The following is a 15,806-nucleotide window of genomic DNA, read 5'->3' as shown; positions in this document are numbered from 1 at the left end:
CGTTGGGGCCGACCAGACCTGGTCCGCGCGGCGTGGCCAGGTCGGCTCCTGGCGTTACGGTGTGGGGATGCGACAGCTGACGTGTCCCAAGTGCCGCGGCGAGATGCGCGTGCTCGACAAGGTGGGCGTTGCCATCGACGAGTGCATGGAGTGCCGGGGCATCTTCCTGGACCGGGGTGAGCTGCAGAAGCTCTTCGAGGCGGAAAAATCCTGGCAGGACGAGCAGTTCGGCCCCGCGCCCGGCGGGCCGCCACCGGTGAGTGGGGTACCGGCTCCGGGTGGGGCGCCGCCGTTCGGGCCTCCCGCGCCGGGCAGCCCGCAGGGCGGAGGCCCAGGGGGTTACGCACCGCCTCCGCCGCCGGGATCGCCGCCGGGTGCACCGCACGGCGGGCCATCGACCGGATCTCCCGGCTTCACCCCGCCCCCGCCACCGGGCGGGATCGCGCCGCCGCCTCCGCCGGGTTCGCCGGGTGGGTTCACGCCACCGGGGTCGCCCGGTCAGTTCCCCCCGCCACCGCCGGGGTCGCCGCCGGGTGGGTTCACGCCGCCGCCACCCCCGGGGTCGCCCGGTCAGTTCACCCCGCCACCGCCGGGGTCGTCGCCGGGTGGGTTCTCGCCCCAGCCACCACCGGGGTCGGCCGGTCAGTTCTCGCCGCCGCCTCCGCCCGGGCACTCGGGCGGGTTCACGCCGCCGCCTCCGCCGGGGTCGTCGGCCGGTGGGTTCCCGCCGGCTCCGCCGCCCGCGTCGGCGCCGGGCGGATTCGTACCGCCGCCGCCACCGCCACCCGGGTCCGGGGCGGCGTACGGATCGCAATCATATGGTCACTCGGGCCACAGCCAGCACGGCCGTTCACACCACCGGCGGAGCTTCCTCGAAGACATTTTCGACTAGGCGAGCATGAAGAAAGGCCCCCGGCGACCGCCGGGGGCCTTTCTTCATGCTCGCGATTCAGGCGGAGTGGGCACGCACACGGATACCGCCGCGACGCTTGAGGGCGCGACGTTCCTCTTCGCTCATGCCACCCCACACACCGGCGTCCTGCCCAGAGTCGAGAGCCCAGCGAAGGCACTCGTCGGCTACCGAGCAGCGGCGGCAAACCGCCTTGGCCTGTTCCACCTGGAGCAACGCAGGGCCGGACGTTCCAATGGGAAAGAACAGCTCCGGATCTTCGTCGCGGCAGGCGGCAACGTGGCGCCAGTCCGACATGACGGCAACACTCCTTGCTTCGCGGATTTACCAGATCATTTCTATGCATCTCGCGGTACCGGACCGTGTATTGGCGGTGTTGATGTGCCCGGCAGCGCGTGAGCAGGCGTCTTCGCTTGTGAATACTTTCACGAACTGCCGTGATGTCAAGGGGGCGACTGAGAAAAAATACGGCCGGTGAGCAACCTCACGTGCTCTTTGTCCGTATTTATCCGAAAAGCGTTGCCCCTGCTCACAACAGTCAGTAACCAATGTAGTACCGCAGCAGGTTAAACGACGGACCTTCGTTGAGGTGTCGCGCCATATCCTTTTGGGGGTCTCAAACCACGACGCGGATCGCCTCCGGAACCGCGACGAACTCAACCTTACCCCGCTCGCCGAGGTAGTCACCGTCAAGCTGGAACGCCATGGGACGTTGTGCCCGCAACCCGAACGAGTAAACGTCATGGATGGTCATGATCTGTTTCCCGTTGATCCGGGGCCGTCCGCGTAGCAACTGGGACGCGAGGCGCGCCGTGCTCGGCAGCCGCAGCACCTTCAGGCCGAAGACGTCGAGCGCCGTGTCGAACGAGGCCTCGGCCGACGCGTGGATCTCCCGGTCGCCGATGTAGGTCCAGGGTGCCGTGTTCTGCACGACCACGCTGGCCAACCCGATCTCGTCGGGAAAGCCGGAGCCCGACCGGTCCAGCGTGATCATGGGCGTGCTCCGGTCGGTCTCGGTGAGGTACTGCGCCATGGCTGACCGGACGTACAGCCCCGGCGTCGACGTACGACCCTTGAGCCGGGCCCGCTCGACCCGCCGCACCACCTCGGCGTCGAGCCCGAGGCCGGCGCAGAACGTGAAGTACCGGTCGTCGGCCCGGCCGACCCCGACGGTGCGGGTGCGGCCCTGGCGCAGTGCGGCCAGGATCACCTGGGTGGCCTCGGCCCAGTCGCGGGGCAGGCCGGCCGCGCGGGCGAAGACGTTCGTCGATCCGCCGGGCACAACCGCCAATATGGGACGCCGATGCGCACCGTACGCGGCACCCTCGGCGCCGTCCGGATCCGCCGACAGCAACCCGTTCACCGCTTCGTTGACGGTGCCGTCGCCGCCCAGCGTCACCACGAGGTCGAAACCCTCGCGGGCGGCGTCGTGGGCGAGCGACACGGCGTGCCCCCGCCGCGTCGTGTAGGCCACCCGGAGATCGATCGCCCGTCCGGCGGCGGTCGCGCCGCCCAACGCGCGGATCAGCAGATCCCGGTTGTACTCGCTGGTCGTCGTCGCCTTCGGGTTGACGACGAGAAGCGCCCGCATGGCGGCACTGTACTCCGGCGGCGAGGGCCGCCGACCGGCCACGGACTAGGGTTGCTCCCGTGCCGACCCCGCCTCCGGTCGCGAAACGACCGACGACGTTGCTGATCGCCACCGCGATCGTCCTGTTCGAAACGGTCGCGTTGTGGGGCTACATCATCCTGCTGGTCGCCACGGCGATCGGCGAGGAGGACATCTGGCGGGTCGCCGGCTTCATCGCGATGTGGACGGTCGCGCTCACATTTCTGAGCATGGGACTGTGGCGGCGACGGAAGTGGACCCGTGCGCCGCTCATCGTGCTGCAGCTGCTGCTGTCGGTGATCGGCTTCAGCCTGATCAACGGCGACGCGCCGGCGCCGGGTGCCGTGTTGGTGGTGCTGGCCGTGGGGTGTGTCGGCCTGCTGCTGGTGTCGCAGACCCGCGAAGCGCTCAGCTGAGGGAGGGGCGGCGCTTGGTCATCCTGATCGACGCGCGCCCGTCGGCGATCGCCGCGTCGATCTCGTCGGCGAGGGCGCTGAGCACCTGCCAGGAGAACGACTCGGCCGGCAGCCGCGGCCCGGTGGACGTCGTGGGCACGCTGGTTTCGACCATCAGCGCGTCGTCGGTGACCGTGAACAGGCACGACAGCTCGGCCTCGGGTGTCGCGATCGGCAGCAGCATCGCGCAGGCCTCGTCGACCGCGATGCGCAGGTCTTCGATCTCGTCGAGGGTGAACTGGAGGCGGGCGGCGAGACCCGCGGTCGCCGTGCGCAGGACGCCCAGGTATGCACCGGCGGCAGGCACGGAAAGGACTACGACATCGTCTGCCCAAGGCTCTTGAATCACCTGCGTCACACCCGTAATCCCGTCCATGCGTCCCACTGACGTCGCGGCCCCCACCCACTCGTTACCCGAGCGGTGAGGGCCGCAACCGCTTGAATCGATCAGGCCTGCTTGGTTTCCCAGAAGATCTTGGCGATTTCGTCGATCTTGCCCAGGAGCTGCTCGGCGACGGCCGCATCGACCGAGCCCTTGGCGCCGCTGGCGCCGGCGAGCTTGGTGGCCTCGTTGAACAGAGCGTGCAGGTTCGGGTACTTCTCGAAGTGTGGCGGCTTGAAGTAGTCGGTCCACAGCACCCACAGGTGGTGCTTCACGAGCTCGGCCCGCTGCTCCTTGATGATGATCGCCCGGGTACGGAACTCGGGGTCGTCATTGGCGGCGTACTTCTCGGCGATCGCCTTGAGCGATTCCGCCTCGATGCGGGCCTGCGCCGGGTCGTACACACCGCACGGCAGATCGCAGTGGGCACTGACGACGGTGCGCGGGGAAAGAACACTGGAGATGAGACGCGTCAACCGCATCGAACCCTCCCGGATGGTTTGCGATGATCCTCCGGTCTGACCCTACTCCGCCGTTCGGACGCCGGCACGGCAACCCCGAGGGGGTGTGATGCGGTTCTTTGCGGCGCGGGTGAGCGGTCCGTCGATGGTGCCGACGCTGCGTTCCGGCGACCTGATCCTGGCCCGGAGGACCACCTCCGCCCGGCCCGGCGACGTGGTTGTCGCCCGCTTCCGCAGCCGGCCCGATCTGCTGGTGGTCAAGCGCGTCGTGCGTGCGGAGGCCGGCGGGTGGTGGCTGGTGAGCGACAACGGGCTCACCTCCGACGACTCCCGCGCGTACGGCGTCGCCGACGTCGTGGGCCGGGTCATCGCTCGGTATTGGCCGTCACCACGTTCGGTAATGAGACATAAAGGGACGGGCGTGACCGAGCCGTGACGGGGTAAAGTGGTGCGCTACGTCGGCTGACGCAGGTAACCCCACGCTGCCGCCCTTTCGCTTCGACCCACCGGTCGCCTCCGCGAGATGTTCATTCAGAAAGCAGCAGTGTGTTCGCGCGCACCTGGAGGGCACCGTGTCTTCATTCGACCCCGACGATCCGATCTTCGCCATGCACAAGGGCGGCAAGCTCGCCGTCCACTCGACCGTTCCGCTCGCGACCCGCGACGACCTCTCGATGGCCTACACGCCCGGCGTCGCCCGGGTCTGCGAGGCGATCGCGGCCGACGAGTCATTGGTGCACGACTACACCTGGGTCGGCAGCACGGTCGCGGTGGTCACCGACGGAACGGCGGTGCTCGGCCTCGGCGACATCGGGCCGCGCGCCGCGATGCCGGTCATGGAGGGCAAGGCCGTCCTGTTCAAGCAGTTCGGCAACGTCGACGCGGTGCCGATCTGCCTGGCCACCAAGGATCCCGACGAGATCGTGGCGGCGGTCATCGCGATGGCGCCGTCGTTCGGCGGCATCAACCTGGAGGACATCTCCGCGCCGCGCTGTTTCGACATCGAGCGCCGGCTGATCGACGCGCTCGACATCCCCGTGTTCCACGACGACCAGCACGGCACGGCGATCGTGGTGCTGGCCGCCCTGCGTAACGCGGCCACCCTGCTCGACCGTCGGCTGGCCGACCTGCGGGTGGTCGTCTCCGGCGCCGGCGCGTCCGGCACGGCCGTCACGAAGATGCTCATCGCGGGCGGGGTCGACGCCGCGGAGGTGATCGTGCTCGACTCGCGCGGCACCATCCACAGTGGACGGGAAGACCTGAACCCGGCAAAGCGCGGCCTCGCCGAGCTCACCAACGCCCGGCGGGTCAGCGGCGGCATCCACGAGGCGCTGCGGGGTGCCGACGTGCTGATCGGCCTCAGCGGCGGCACCATCCCGGAAGACGCGCTGGCCGGCATGAAGCCCGGCGGCGTGATCTTCGCGCTGGCCAACCCGACGCCCGAGGTGCTGCCGGCGATCGCGCACAAGCACGCGGCCCTGGTCGCCACCGGTCGCAGCGACTTCCCGAACCAGATCAACAACGTCCTGGCGTTCCCGGGCGTGTTCCGCGGTGCGCTCGACGCCGGTGCCACCCGCATCACCGAGGGCATGAAGCTGGCCGCCGCCGAGGCGATCGCCGGTGCGGTGGCGTCCGACCTGAAGCCCGACGCGATCGTCCCGAGCGCGCTCGACCCGGGCGTCGCGGTCGCGGTCGCCCACGCTGTGGCCGACGCCGCACGGCGGGAAGGGGTCTGTCGCGGTAGCGTCGCCTGATGCGCGCCGCCTACGCCGTCACCGCCAACGACGAGGACCCACTTGCCGCCCTGGAGGTGGGTGAGCGTCCCGATCCCGATGCGTCGCTCGACGACTGGGTGACGGTGGAGGTGCGGGCGAGTTCCCTCAACCACCACGATCTGTGGTCGCTGCGCGGGGTCGGCCTGCCGGGCGACAAGCTGCCGATGATCCTCGGCTGCGACGCGGCCGGCATCGGCCCCGACGGCAACGACGTGGTGGTCAACTCGATCGTCCTCGGCGCGCCCGGCGCACCGCCGCTCACGATCCTCTCGGAGCATTTCCAGGGGACGTTCGCCGAGCGGGTCACCGTGCCCGCGGCCAACCTGCTGCCCAAGCCGCCACAGCTGAGCTTCACCGAGGCGGCGTGCCTGCCGACGGCGTGGCTCACCGCGTACCGGATGCTCACCACCAAGGGGCGGCTGCCGGAGGACGGGTCGGTGCTCGTACAGGGCGCCGGTGGCGGCGTGGCGACGGCGGCGGTGGTGCTGGGGCAGGCGCTCGGCGCGCGCGTCTACGCCACCAGCCGCGACGCCGGGAAGCGGGAGAAGATCGCCGCGCTCGGCGCCACGGCGCTGGAGCCCGGCGCCCGGTTGCCCGAACGGGTCGACGTGGTGATCGAGACGGTCGGCGCGGCGACGTTCGAGCACTCGATGAAGTGCGCCGGCTTCGGGGGTCGCATCGTCGTGTCGGGGGCGACCGCCGGCCACCTGCCCGAGGTCAACCTGCGGCGGGTGTTCGCGCTCCAGTTGGAGATCCTCGGCACGAGCATGGGCACCTCGGAGGAGTTGGGCGCGCTGCTGGCCCTGTGCGCGGAGAAGGGCGTCCGGCCGGTGATCGACTCCGAGTTCGGCTTCTCCGAGATCCGCGACGCGTTCGCGAAGCTCCACAAGGGCGAGGTCTTCGGCAAGATCGTCCTCGACCACAGCCGTTAAAGGCGGTTGTCGAGGACGCCGCTCGGCTTGACGTCGGTGGCGATGCGGGCCTTCGCCGCCGCGTCGCCGTAGAGGGTGTAGCGCAGGAAGTCCAGCGTCGACGTCGACACCGCCTTGTACGCCGCGCTCGACTCGCGTTGGTAGGGCGCCGAATGGTCCTGGCCGGGCAGCGTGAGGAGCGCCTTCGGCCACGGCAGGGCGTCGAACACCTGCTTGCCGGAGGCGTAGTCGACCACCGCGTCGGCGTCGCCGTGCACGAAGAACAGCGGCACGGCCGCCCCGATGAAGTTCGTGCCGACGCCCAGCGCGGTGCCGGCGAACACGACGCCCGACCGCAGGCGCTCGTCGCGGCCGATCGTGAACAGGCCGATCGTGGTCACCGCGCCACCGGAGTGCCCGGCCGCGCCGATGCGGGCCGGGTCGATCCGGTCCTTGACCGCCCCGCTCAGCGTCTGCGTGATCACGAACGACGCGTCGGCGGGCTGGTTCAGGACGTCGAGCACGTCGAACTTGGCGGCGCCGCGGCTGGTCTTCGGGTACGCGGGCGCCACCACCACGAAGCCCGCCGCGGCCCACTGCCGCAGCAGCGGCGCGAAGTCGGCGGGCAGCCCCTGCAGGCCGTGGCTGAACAGCACCAGCGGGTACTTCCCCGCGGTGCGCGGGTACCAGGTCGTGGTCTTCAGCACCCGGGCGCCGTCCCGGGTGAACGTGTCGGTGCGGGTCGCGACGTCGAACGCGCGCGACGGCGCCTCTCCCGCCGGTAACGGCGGCGCCGCGGACCCGGCACCGGCCGACGCGCTACCGATCGGCGCGGCCTCCGACGTGCGGCCGGCAACGCCGCAGCCGCCGGCGACCAGAGCGAGGGCCAGGGTCAGGGCCAGCGATACGGACGGGATCACGAACCGGGAACGCACGGCACCGAGGCTAGCGCGGTAAATCGAGAGCGGGCCGGACCGCTAAGGTGAAGCCTCATGCCAGACGAGTCGCAGGACCCCAGCGCGAATACCCAGGCATTCCGGGCATTCGCGCAGCAGAACGAACCCGCCGAGCCCGCGCGGAACAACCTTGTGCTGATCATCGGCGGCGCCGCGGCCGTCCTGGTGGTCGTGGTCGTGGTCGTGGTGGTCGCATTCCTGGTGATGTAGGTCGTTACTCGTCGTCTTCGTCGTCGAGGCGCGCCAGCCATGTGGCCAGGCGCTCCGTCGCCGTCTCGAACTCCGGGTTGATGTCGACGAAGTCGCGCAACCGCTCGGCGAGCCAGTCGAAGGTGACGGATTCCTGACCCCGCCGTGCGGCGAGCTCTTCGATGCCCCGGTCGGTGAAGTACACGCTTTTCTCCCGAAGACGACCGTGGACTCCCGTACGCACGGGAGTCCACGGTCAACGGATCACTGGGTCGGCAGTGCGGCCTCGACCAGAGCGGCCTGCTCCACGTCGTGCATCTTCGTGGAGCCGACCGCCGGCGCGGCCGCGGCGGGGCGGGAGATGCGGCGCAGCCGCACGCCCTCCAGGTGCTCGAGCAGGTTGAGGGCGATGAACGACCAGGCACCCTGGTTGGCCGGCTCCTCCTGCACCCAGGCGAAGTCTTCGGCGTTCGGGTACTGGCCGAGCGCCGCCCGCAGTTCGTCGACGGGCAGCGGGTACAACTGCTCCACCCGCAGGATCGCCACGTCGTCGGTCTTGCGGTCGTTCCGGGCCTGCAGCAGGTCGTAGAAGATCTTGCCCGAGCAGAGCAGAACGCGCTTCACCTTCGCCGGGTCGCCGACCGCCGGGTCGCCGAGCACCGGCCGGAACTCGTGGTCGGTGAAGTCGGCGACCGAGGAGACGCACAACCGGTGCCGCAGCAGCGACTTCGGCGTGAACACCACCAGCGGCTTCTTCTTCGTCGACAGCGCCTGCCGGCGCAGCAGGTGGAAGTAGTTCGCCGGCGTGGTCGGCACCGAGACCCGCATGTTGTCTTCGGCGCACAACTGGAGGTAGCGCTCCAGCCGGCCCGACGTGTGGTCGGGGCCCTGACCCTCGTGCGAGTGCGGCAGCAGCAGCGTCACCGCCGACCGCTGGCCCCACTTCACCTCGCCCGACGACACGAACTCGTCGACGATCGACTGCGCGCCGTTGACGAAGTCGCCGAACTGCGCTTCCCACAGCACCAGGGCGTCGGGGTTCTCGACCGAGTAGCCGTACTCGAAGCCCATCGCGGCGAACTCGCTGAGCAGCGAGTCGTAGGCGAAGAACCGGGTGGTGGCGTGGAGCGACTGCACCGGCAGGTAGTCCTTGCCGGTGACCGAGTCGACCACCGCGGCGTGCCGCTGCACGAACGTGCCGCGCCGCGAGTCCTGCCCGGCCAGGCGCACCGTGACGCCCTGACGGACCAGCGAACCGAACGCCAGGATCTCGCCGAAGCCCCAGTCGATGTTGCCCTCGACCGACATCTTCGCCCGGCGTTCGAGCAACTGCTGGACGCGTTTGTGCGGGGTGAACCCCTCCGGCAGGTTGACGTGCGCCTCGCCGATCTGGCGCAGCACGTCGGCGTCGACGTGGGTGTCGACCTCGGGCTCGGGCTCCGGGTCACGCAGCCGGGACCGGCGGGTCGACGGGCCCGACGTGTCGCGGGTCGCCTTGAACACCGTCTCCAACTGGGAGTTGAAGTCGCGGAGCGACTCCTCGGCCTCTTCCAGCGTGATGTCGCCGCGGCCGATGAGCTCCTCGGTGTAGATCTTCCGGACCGAGCGCTTCTGGTCGATGATCGCGTACATCAGCGGGTTGGTCATCGAGGGGTCGTCGCCCTCGTTGTGGCCGCGCCGCCGGTAGCAGACCAGGTCGATCACGACGTCCTTGTGGAACGCCTGGCGGTACTCGAACGCCAGGCGGGCCACCCGGACGACGGCCTCGGGGTCGTCGCCGTTCACGTGGAAGATCGGCGCCTGGATCATGCGGGCGACGTCGGTGGAGTACAGCGACGAGCGCGAGTACTCCGGCGCGGTGGTGAAGCCGACCTGGTTGTTGACCACGACGTGCACCGTGCCGCCGGTGCGGTAGCCGGGGATCTGCGACAGGTTCAGCGTCTCGGCCACCACGCCCTGACCGGCGAACGCGGCGTCGCCGTGCACCAGCAGCGGCAGCACCGTGTAGCCCTCGAGCTTGAGGTCGATGCGGTCCTGCTTGGCCCGCACGATGCCCTCGAGCACCGGGTTCACCGCTTCGAGGTGGCTCGGGTTCGCGGTGACGCTCACCGTGGTGGCGTGCTCGCCGTCGGGCGTCGTGAACTTCCCGGTCTGGCCCAGGTGGTACTTCACGTCGCCGGAGCCGTGCGCGCTCTTCAGGTCGAGGTGACCCTCGAACTCGGAGAAGATCTTCTCGTACGGCTTGCCGACGATGTTCGCCAGCACGTTGAGCCGGCCGCGGTGGGCCATCCCGATGACGACCTCGTCGAGGTCGGCCTCCGCCGAGTTCTGCAGGATCTCGTCGAGCAGCGGGATCAGCGACTCGCCGCCCTCCAGCGAGAACCGCCGCTGGCCGACGAACTTCGTCTGCAGGAACGTCTCGAACGCCTCGGCGGCGTTGAGGCGGCCGAGGATGTGCTTCTGCTCGTCGGTCGACGGCTTCTCGTACTTCTTCTCGACCCGGTTGGCGATCCAGCGCCGCTCCTCCGGGTCCATGATGTGCATGTACTCGACGCCGACCCGGCGGCAGTACGAGTCGCGCAGCACGCCGAGCACCGAGCGGAGCTTCATCTTCTCCTTGCCGGAGAAGCCGCCCACCGGGAACATGCGGTCGAGGTCCCACAACGTGAGGCCGTGCTCCAGCACGTCGAGGTCGGGGTGCTGGCGGATCTGGAATTCGAGCGGGTCGGTGTCGGCCATCATGTGACCGCGCACGCGGTAGGCGTGGATCAGCTCGATGACCCGGGCCGCCTTGTCGATCTGCCCCTCGGACGTGCGGGCGACGTCGCTGACCCAGCGCACCGGCTCGTACGGGATGCGCAGCGACGTGAAGATCTCGGTGTAGAACCGGTGCTCGCCGAGCAGCAGTTCGTGGATGACCTTGAGGAACTCGCCCGACTGCGCACCCTGGATGATGCGGTGGTCGTAGGTGCTCGTCAGCGTGATGATCTTGCTGACCGCGAGCTCGGCGAGCTGGTCTTCGCTCATTCCGGCGAACGGCGCCGGGTACTCCATCGCACCGACGCCGAGAATGCAGCCCTGCCCCGCCATCAGGCGGGGTTGGGAGTGGACGGTGCCGATACCCCCCGGGTTGGTGAGCGAGATCGACGTTCCCGCGTAGTCGGCCATGGTGAGCTCGTTGCGGCGGGCCCGCCGGACGACGTCTTCGTACGCGCTCCAGAACTGGCGGAAGTCCATCGACTCGCAGCCCTTGATGCTCGGCACCACGAGCGTGCGGGTGCCGTCGGGCTTGGCCAGGTCGATCGCGATACCGAGGTTGACGTGCCCCGGCTTCACCAGCGCGGGCTTGCCGTCGACCTCGGTGAACGAGTTGTTCATCTCGGGGTGGGTGGCCAGCGCCTTGACCATCGCGTAGCCGATGAGGTGGGTGAAACTCACCTTGCCGCCGCGACCGCGCCTGAGGTGATTGTTGATCACGATGCGGTTGTCGGCGAGCAGCTTCGCCGGCACCGCCCGCACGCTGGTGGCCGTGGGAACCTGGAGCGAGGTCTCCATGTTCTGCACGATCCGGGCGGCGACGCCGCGCAGCGGAACGGTCTGCGATTCTCTGGCCGCCGGCTGGTCGTCTTTCGGCTTCGCCGGCGCGATGGTCTTGGCCGGCGTCTTGGCGGGTGCGGCCTTGGCCGGCGCGGCGGCCTTTGCCGGCTCAGCCTTGGCCGGCTCGGCTTTCGCCGGCTCGGGCTTCGCCGCAGCGGCCTTGGGGGCGGCCGCGGCGGGCTTGTCTGCCGGTGGAGCGGCCGGGCCGGCGGTCTTCGCGCCGTCGGCGGCTGCCGCGTCGATGGTGTCTTCGTCGGTCGGCTTGTAGTCGGCGAAGAACTCGTGCCACGCCGGGTCGACGCTGCCCGGGTCGGCCAGGTAGCGCTGGTACATGTCTTCAACGATCCACTCGTTGGGGCCGAAGCCAGCGAGTGGGTTGTCTTGCGGGCTGGTCGCCTGGGTCGACACGGGAGGTATCGCCTCTTCCACGGTGACGGTTAGATCCGCGGTCCAGGCTACGCGCTCTTGTGGATCTTGGACTCCGGTACATGCCACCGTCGCCTCCCTCGGCGACAAATCAGCCGCTGCCGGAGTCCAAGATCGGTCGTTACGAGATGTCGCGGCTGCGCAGGATGAGCGTGCCGACCACGCCGCTGATCACGCCGTACGCGAGCATCACGAGACCGCCCACCCAGTACTCGGGTGCCTCCGGGAACGCCTCGGTGGCCGAGACGAACACCGTCGCGGCCGTCGCGGGCACGATCACCTGGGCGGTGAGCACCCAGTCCTCCTTGATCAGGTACTCGTGGATCAGGAAGAAGACGATCTGGCTCGCGAAGGTGCCGACGGTGTACACCAGCACGCCGGTGACCACCGCGCCGATCTGGCTACGGATCAGCGCGCCCAGCCCGACGCCAACGATCCCCCAGAGCATGAACACCAGCAGGTTGAAGATGATCGCCCGCTGCACCTCCCACTCGCCGAGACCGTTGGAGATGTCCTGCGCCTGGAAGAACAGCAGCCCCGTCGGCAGGCTGATGATCGTGGTGATCAGCCAGAACGTCGCCGCGAACACCATGCCGGTGACGAGCTTGGCGCCCATCACCGCCGACCGGTGCGGCGTGGTCAGGAACGTCGCCGTCGCCGTCTGGTGGTAGAACTCGTTCGTCACCACCAGCATCGCGAGCATCAGCACGAACAGGCCGCCGAAGAACTGGCCCGACGTGAAGATGTTCGCGGCCTGCGCGATCACCTGGCTCTGCGCGGCGAACTGCTGCTGCTGGCTGGCCGCGTCGTCGGCGTCCAGGCCGGACGTGTCCGGCGCTTCCTGGTTGAGGTAGTAGTCGGCCTGGAAACAGTTGACGAGCAGGGCCAGCGCGGTCATGCCGATCACGCCGATGCCGAACAGCCACCAGGTGTTGGTGGTACGGATCTTGAGCAGCTCGCCCCGGATCAGCTTCATCATCGGATGGCCGCCTTTCCCTGGGTGAGTTCGAGGAAGACGCCCTCGAGGTCGGGCCGCTCGGTGACGAGTTCGTGCAGCAACACGCCGGCACCGAGAGCCGCCGCGCCGACGGCCGGCGCGTCGACCCCGCTGATGAAGATCACCCCGTCGGGGCCGGGCTCGACGGTGGCCTCGCCACCGGCGAGCGCCTCGGTGAGCTTCTCGGTGTCGGGCGTGCGCACCCGCACCCGGGCGACGGTCGACATCGAGTCCATCACCGTGCTCACCGACCCCTGCCGCACCAACTGGCCGGCCGCGATGATCACGATGTCGTCGGCGAGGATCTGCATCTCCGAGAGCAGGTGGCTGGAGACCAGCACCGTGCGCCCGCCGGCGGCCAGACCCTTGAGCAGGTCACGCATCCAGCGGATGCCCTCGGGGTCGAGACCGTTGGCCGGCTCGTCGAGGATCAGCACCTGCGGGTCGCCGAGCAGGGCGGCGGCGATGCCCAGCCGCTGCCTCATGCCGAGCGAGTACCCCTTGAACTTGCGCTTCGCGGCCGGGGTGAGCCCGACCAGTTCGAGCACGTCGTCGACCCGGCTGGCGGGCAGGCCGGCCGACGCCGCGACCACCCGCAGGTGGTTGCGCCCCGTGCGGCCCTTGTGCGCGCTCGACGCCTCCAGCACCGCGCCGACGGTGCGGATGGGGTCGTGCAGGTCGGCGTAGCGGTGCCCGCCGATGGTGGCGGTGCCGGCGGTCGGCTTCACGAGGTTGAGCAACATGCGCAGCGTCGTGGTCTTGCCCGCACCGTTGGGACCGAGGAACCCGGTGACGCGGCCGGGTTGCACCTCGAACGACAGGTTGTCCACGGCTCTGACCCGTCTGTACTGCTTGGTCAGGCCGGAGACGACGATCTGTCCATCGGACATCGATCGGTCTCCTCATATTCTTCGTGGTGGATGAACGCACCAGAACCTACCGGTCAACCACCCGGATCACGTGTTTCAGCGCGGACCAGACATCGTCGACCGCGCAAACCTTCACATCTACCCGGCCGTGGGCCAACGCGTGGTCACGGACGGTGTTCTCGGACAGGTCGGTGGCGATGCCGGACGAGCGCTTCGGCCACATGATCCAGAGCGCGCCGGCCGGCGTGGTGAGCGGATGCAGCACCGGCCAGCGGTTCGCCAACCGTTCACGGTCCGGACAGAAACACAGCACCACGTCGTACGGGGCGTCGCGGCGTACCCGCCGATGCACCGTGACCCCGGGCGGCCAGTCGAGCTCGAAGTCGGCGGAGCCGTCGACGAGCACCCGCTGGTCGGGCGCGATGCCGAGCTTCCGCACGAGCGGCGTGGCGCTGTATCCGGCCATGTGCGACACGTTCTCATGCCCGCGCCGGCAACGCTTCATGGACGCGCCAACTGGGCGTCACTGGAGGCATTTACACAGGTCTCATGACCATTCTCGCGGCTACCGACGCACCGGCCGGCACCACCCGCCGGTACACGGTGCACGTCGCCTCGGAAGGTGCCCGGGTGCGGGACGCCCAGGCGCTGCGCCACCGGGTCTTCGCCGGTGAGCTGGGAGCGGTGCTGCACAGCCCGGAACCCGGGCTCGACATCGACCCCTTCGACGCCGACTGCGACCACCTCGTCATCCTGACCGAGGAGGACGAGGTCGTCGGCACCTACCGCATGCTGCCGCCGGGCCGGCGGTCCACCCTCTACTCCGACGGCGAGTTCGACCTGCGCGGCCTGGCCCAACTGCGGCCCGGCCTGGTCGAGACCGGCCGCTCGTGCGTCCACCCGGACCACCGCAACGGCGCGGTCATCAACCTCATCTGGCAGGGCATCGCCCGGTACATGCACCTGCACGACCACCGGTGGCTGGTCGGCTGCGCCAGCGTCCCGCTCGACGACGGCGGCGCCACCGCGGCCGGCGTGTGGGAGCTGACCCGGCGCCGGCACATGGCCCCGCCGGCCTGGCGGGTGACCCCGCGCAACCCGTGGCCGACCACCACGCCCGAGCTCACCGACCGGAAGGTGACGATGCCGCCGCTGCTCCGCGGGTACCTGCGGATCGGCGCGTGGGTGTGCGGACCGCCGGCGCACGACCCGGACTTCGGCGTCGCCGACTTCCTCGTCCTGCTGGGGCTCGACCGCGTCGACCCGCGCTACATGCGTCACTTCCTGGGCGTCTGACATGCTCTGGCGTCCGGCGTCCACCTGTACCACCGCGTGCCTGCCGCGGCCCGGCGCCGAACCGATCGCCCGGCCCACGACGGTGGCCGCCCGCGTGATCGCGGCGGCCGCGGTGGTGCTCTTCGCCGCGGTGGTGCTGCCGCTGCTGCCCTCCGCCCGGGTGCCGGGCGCGTCAAGGCGGGTGGCCCGGGCGCTGCTCGCCGCGCTCGGCGTGCGCCACCGGGTGGTCGGTCGGATCACCGACCGCCGGGCCCTCGTGGTGGCCAACCACGTCTCGTGGCTCGACGTGGTGGTGTTCGCGGCGCACCTGCCGGGCCGGGCGCTGGCCAAGACCGAGGTGCGCGACTGGCCGGTGATCGGTCGGTTGGCCGTCGCGATGGGCACGGTGTTCATCGACCGGGAGCGGCCACGGACGCTGCCGGCGACCGTCGCCGGCGTGGCCGACGCGCTGCGCGACGGCGGCTCGGTGGTGGCGTTCCCGGAGGGCACCACCTGGTGCGGCCGGGCCGGCGGCCCGCTGCGGCCCGCGCTGTTCCAGGCGGCGGTCGAGGCGGGCGCCGTCGTGGCGCCGGTGCGCCTCACGTTCGCGCTCGCCGACGGGTCACCGACCACGGTGGCCGCGTTCATCGGCGACGAGTCCCTGCTGACCTCGCTGCGCCGGGTGATCACGGCGCGCGGGCTGGCGGTGACGCTGCGGGCGCACCCGCCGATCCACCCCGGCCTCGGCGCCACCCGCCGCGGCCTCGCCGGGATGACGCAGTCCGTGCTCCAGGTCGAACCGACGACAAGAGTCCACATGACGGGAACTTCGCGACCGTTGCAACCCTCTGTCGCCGCACTGCGTCAAAGCTAGCGGTGACGTTCTTTTCTCCTCCCCAGTGACGGTGGGCGGGCCGGCTCCAAATCGAGGGTGGAGCCGGTTCGCCCACCGTTCTTCATCGGGGGACGGGTGGGGGGTACCCGGGGGCGGGTG

At 69.9% G+C, this 15,806-nt stretch carries 18 protein-coding genes; 8 read left to right on the top strand and 10 right to left on the bottom strand.

What is annotated here, in order from left to right:
• The first annotated feature begins 67 nt into the window (after positions 1–67).
• Positions 68–892, top strand: coding sequence for a TFIIB-type zinc ribbon-containing protein (locus Vau01_RS65145; RefSeq protein WP_203987585.1), 825 nt, complete (start codon positions 68–70; stop codon positions 890–892).
• A 57-nt stretch (positions 893–949) separates the two neighbouring features.
• On the opposite strand, the gene Vau01_RS04735 is transcribed toward Vau01_RS65145, so the two are convergent.
• The gene (locus Vau01_RS04735; RefSeq protein WP_203987584.1) at positions 950–1,207 is read right to left on the bottom strand and encodes a WhiB family transcriptional regulator; all 258 of its coding nucleotides are present in this window, start codon (positions 1,205–1,207) and stop codon (positions 950–952) included.
• A 319-nt stretch (positions 1,208–1,526) separates the two neighbouring features.
• Entirely contained in the window at positions 1,527–2,501 is a 975-nt protein-coding gene (locus tag Vau01_RS04730) for a diacylglycerol/lipid kinase family protein (protein ID WP_203987582.1), read from the bottom strand.
• 59 nt (positions 2,502–2,560) lie between these two features.
• Between Vau01_RS04730 and Vau01_RS04725 the strand changes: the two genes are divergently transcribed.
• Positions 2,561–2,935, top strand: a complete 375-nt coding sequence (locus Vau01_RS04725; protein WP_203987579.1) for a hypothetical protein — start codon at positions 2,561–2,563, stop codon at positions 2,933–2,935.
• Here the strand turns inward: Vau01_RS04725 and Vau01_RS04720 are convergent.
• Together Vau01_RS04720 and sodN are read right to left on the bottom strand one after the other, a co-directional pair.
• Positions 2,928–3,332: an ATP-binding protein gene (locus Vau01_RS04720; protein WP_373320171.1), complete on the bottom strand. Its 405-nt coding sequence runs from the start codon at positions 3,330–3,332 to the stop codon at positions 2,928–2,930. The genes Vau01_RS04725 and Vau01_RS04720 overlap by 8 nt on opposite strands.
• Positions 3,333–3,421: 89 nt before the next feature.
• Complete coding sequence (gene sodN, locus Vau01_RS04715; RefSeq protein WP_203987573.1) at positions 3,422–3,838, bottom strand: superoxide dismutase, Ni; 417 nt, start codon at positions 3,836–3,838, stop codon at positions 3,422–3,424.
• 88 nt (positions 3,839–3,926) lie between these two features.
• Between sodN and Vau01_RS04710 the strand changes: the two genes are divergently transcribed.
• From Vau01_RS04710 to Vau01_RS04700, 3 genes are all read left to right on the top strand, one after another.
• Positions 3,927–4,253 (top strand): S24/S26 family peptidase, encoded by a 327-nt coding sequence (locus tag Vau01_RS04710; RefSeq protein WP_203987570.1) that lies wholly within the window; start codon positions 3,927–3,929, stop codon positions 4,251–4,253.
• Between the two features lie 172 nt (positions 4,254–4,425).
• Positions 4,426–5,571 carry an NAD(P)-dependent malic enzyme gene (locus Vau01_RS04705; protein ID WP_203987782.1) on the top strand — a complete coding sequence of 382 codons (1,146 nt, stop codon included), beginning with the start codon at positions 4,426–4,428 and terminating at the stop codon, positions 5,569–5,571.
• Positions 5,571–6,524, top strand: coding sequence for a zinc-binding dehydrogenase (locus Vau01_RS04700; RefSeq protein ID WP_203987568.1), 954 nt, complete (start codon positions 5,571–5,573; stop codon positions 6,522–6,524). The genes Vau01_RS04705 and Vau01_RS04700 overlap by 1 nt, the downstream gene beginning before the upstream one ends.
• On the opposite strand, the gene Vau01_RS04695 is transcribed toward Vau01_RS04700, so the two are convergent.
• Positions 6,521–7,438 carry an alpha/beta hydrolase family protein gene (locus Vau01_RS04695; protein ID WP_239151301.1) on the bottom strand — a complete coding sequence of 306 codons (918 nt, stop codon included), beginning with the start codon at positions 7,436–7,438 and terminating at the stop codon, positions 6,521–6,523. The two genes, Vau01_RS04700 and Vau01_RS04695, sit on opposite strands and share 4 nt — an antisense overlap.
• Before the next feature lie 57 nt (positions 7,439–7,495).
• On the opposite strand from Vau01_RS04695, the gene Vau01_RS04690 reads away from it, so the two are divergent.
• Positions 7,496–7,669: a hypothetical protein gene (locus tag Vau01_RS04690; protein ID WP_203987566.1), complete on the top strand. Its 174-nt coding sequence runs from the start codon at positions 7,496–7,498 to the stop codon at positions 7,667–7,669.
• A gap of 4 nt (positions 7,670–7,673) precedes the next feature.
• On the opposite strand, the gene Vau01_RS04685 is transcribed toward Vau01_RS04690, so the two are convergent.
• The 5 genes from Vau01_RS04685 to Vau01_RS04665 form a co-directional block, all read right to left on the bottom strand.
• The gene (locus tag Vau01_RS04685) at positions 7,674–7,853 is read right to left on the bottom strand and encodes a DUF6104 family protein (protein ID WP_203987564.1); all 180 of its coding nucleotides are present in this window, start codon (positions 7,851–7,853) and stop codon (positions 7,674–7,676) included.
• 59 nt (positions 7,854–7,912) lie between these two features.
• Positions 7,913–11,653, bottom strand: a complete 3,741-nt coding sequence (locus Vau01_RS04680; RefSeq protein WP_203987562.1) for a multifunctional oxoglutarate decarboxylase/oxoglutarate dehydrogenase thiamine pyrophosphate-binding subunit/dihydrolipoyllysine-residue succinyltransferase subunit — start codon at positions 11,651–11,653, stop codon at positions 7,913–7,915.
• Between the two features lie 139 nt (positions 11,654–11,792).
• Positions 11,793–12,650, bottom strand: coding sequence for a DUF2705 family protein (locus Vau01_RS04675; RefSeq protein ID WP_203987560.1), 858 nt, complete (start codon positions 12,648–12,650; stop codon positions 11,793–11,795).
• The gene (locus Vau01_RS04670; RefSeq protein ID WP_203987558.1) at positions 12,647–13,558 is read right to left on the bottom strand and encodes an ABC transporter ATP-binding protein; all 912 of its coding nucleotides are present in this window, start codon (positions 13,556–13,558) and stop codon (positions 12,647–12,649) included. The genes Vau01_RS04675 and Vau01_RS04670 overlap by 4 nt, the downstream gene beginning before the upstream one ends.
• A gap of 46 nt (positions 13,559–13,604) precedes the next feature.
• The gene (locus Vau01_RS04665) at positions 13,605–14,003 is read right to left on the bottom strand and encodes a DUF3052 domain-containing protein (protein ID WP_203987555.1); all 399 of its coding nucleotides are present in this window, start codon (positions 14,001–14,003) and stop codon (positions 13,605–13,607) included.
• Positions 14,004–14,086: 83 nt separating this feature from the next.
• Between Vau01_RS04665 and Vau01_RS04660 the strand changes: the two genes are divergently transcribed.
• Both Vau01_RS04660 and Vau01_RS04655 read left to right on the top strand, forming a co-directional pair.
• Positions 14,087–14,833, top strand: a complete 747-nt coding sequence (locus Vau01_RS04660; RefSeq protein WP_203987552.1) for a GNAT family N-acetyltransferase — start codon at positions 14,087–14,089, stop codon at positions 14,831–14,833.
• A gap of 1 nt (position 14,834) precedes the next feature.
• Positions 14,835–15,686 (top strand): lysophospholipid acyltransferase family protein, encoded by an 852-nt coding sequence (locus Vau01_RS04655; RefSeq protein ID WP_203987549.1) that lies wholly within the window; start codon positions 14,835–14,837, stop codon positions 15,684–15,686.
• The last annotated feature ends 120 nt before the right edge of the window (positions 15,687–15,806 follow it).

Origin of the sequence: Virgisporangium aurantiacum (assembly GCF_016863635.1) — a bacterium.
Taxonomy (GTDB): Bacteria; Actinomycetota; Actinomycetes; order Mycobacteriales; family Micromonosporaceae; genus Virgisporangium; species Virgisporangium aurantiacum.
This window is presented reverse-complemented; position numbering and strand designations above follow the sequence as displayed.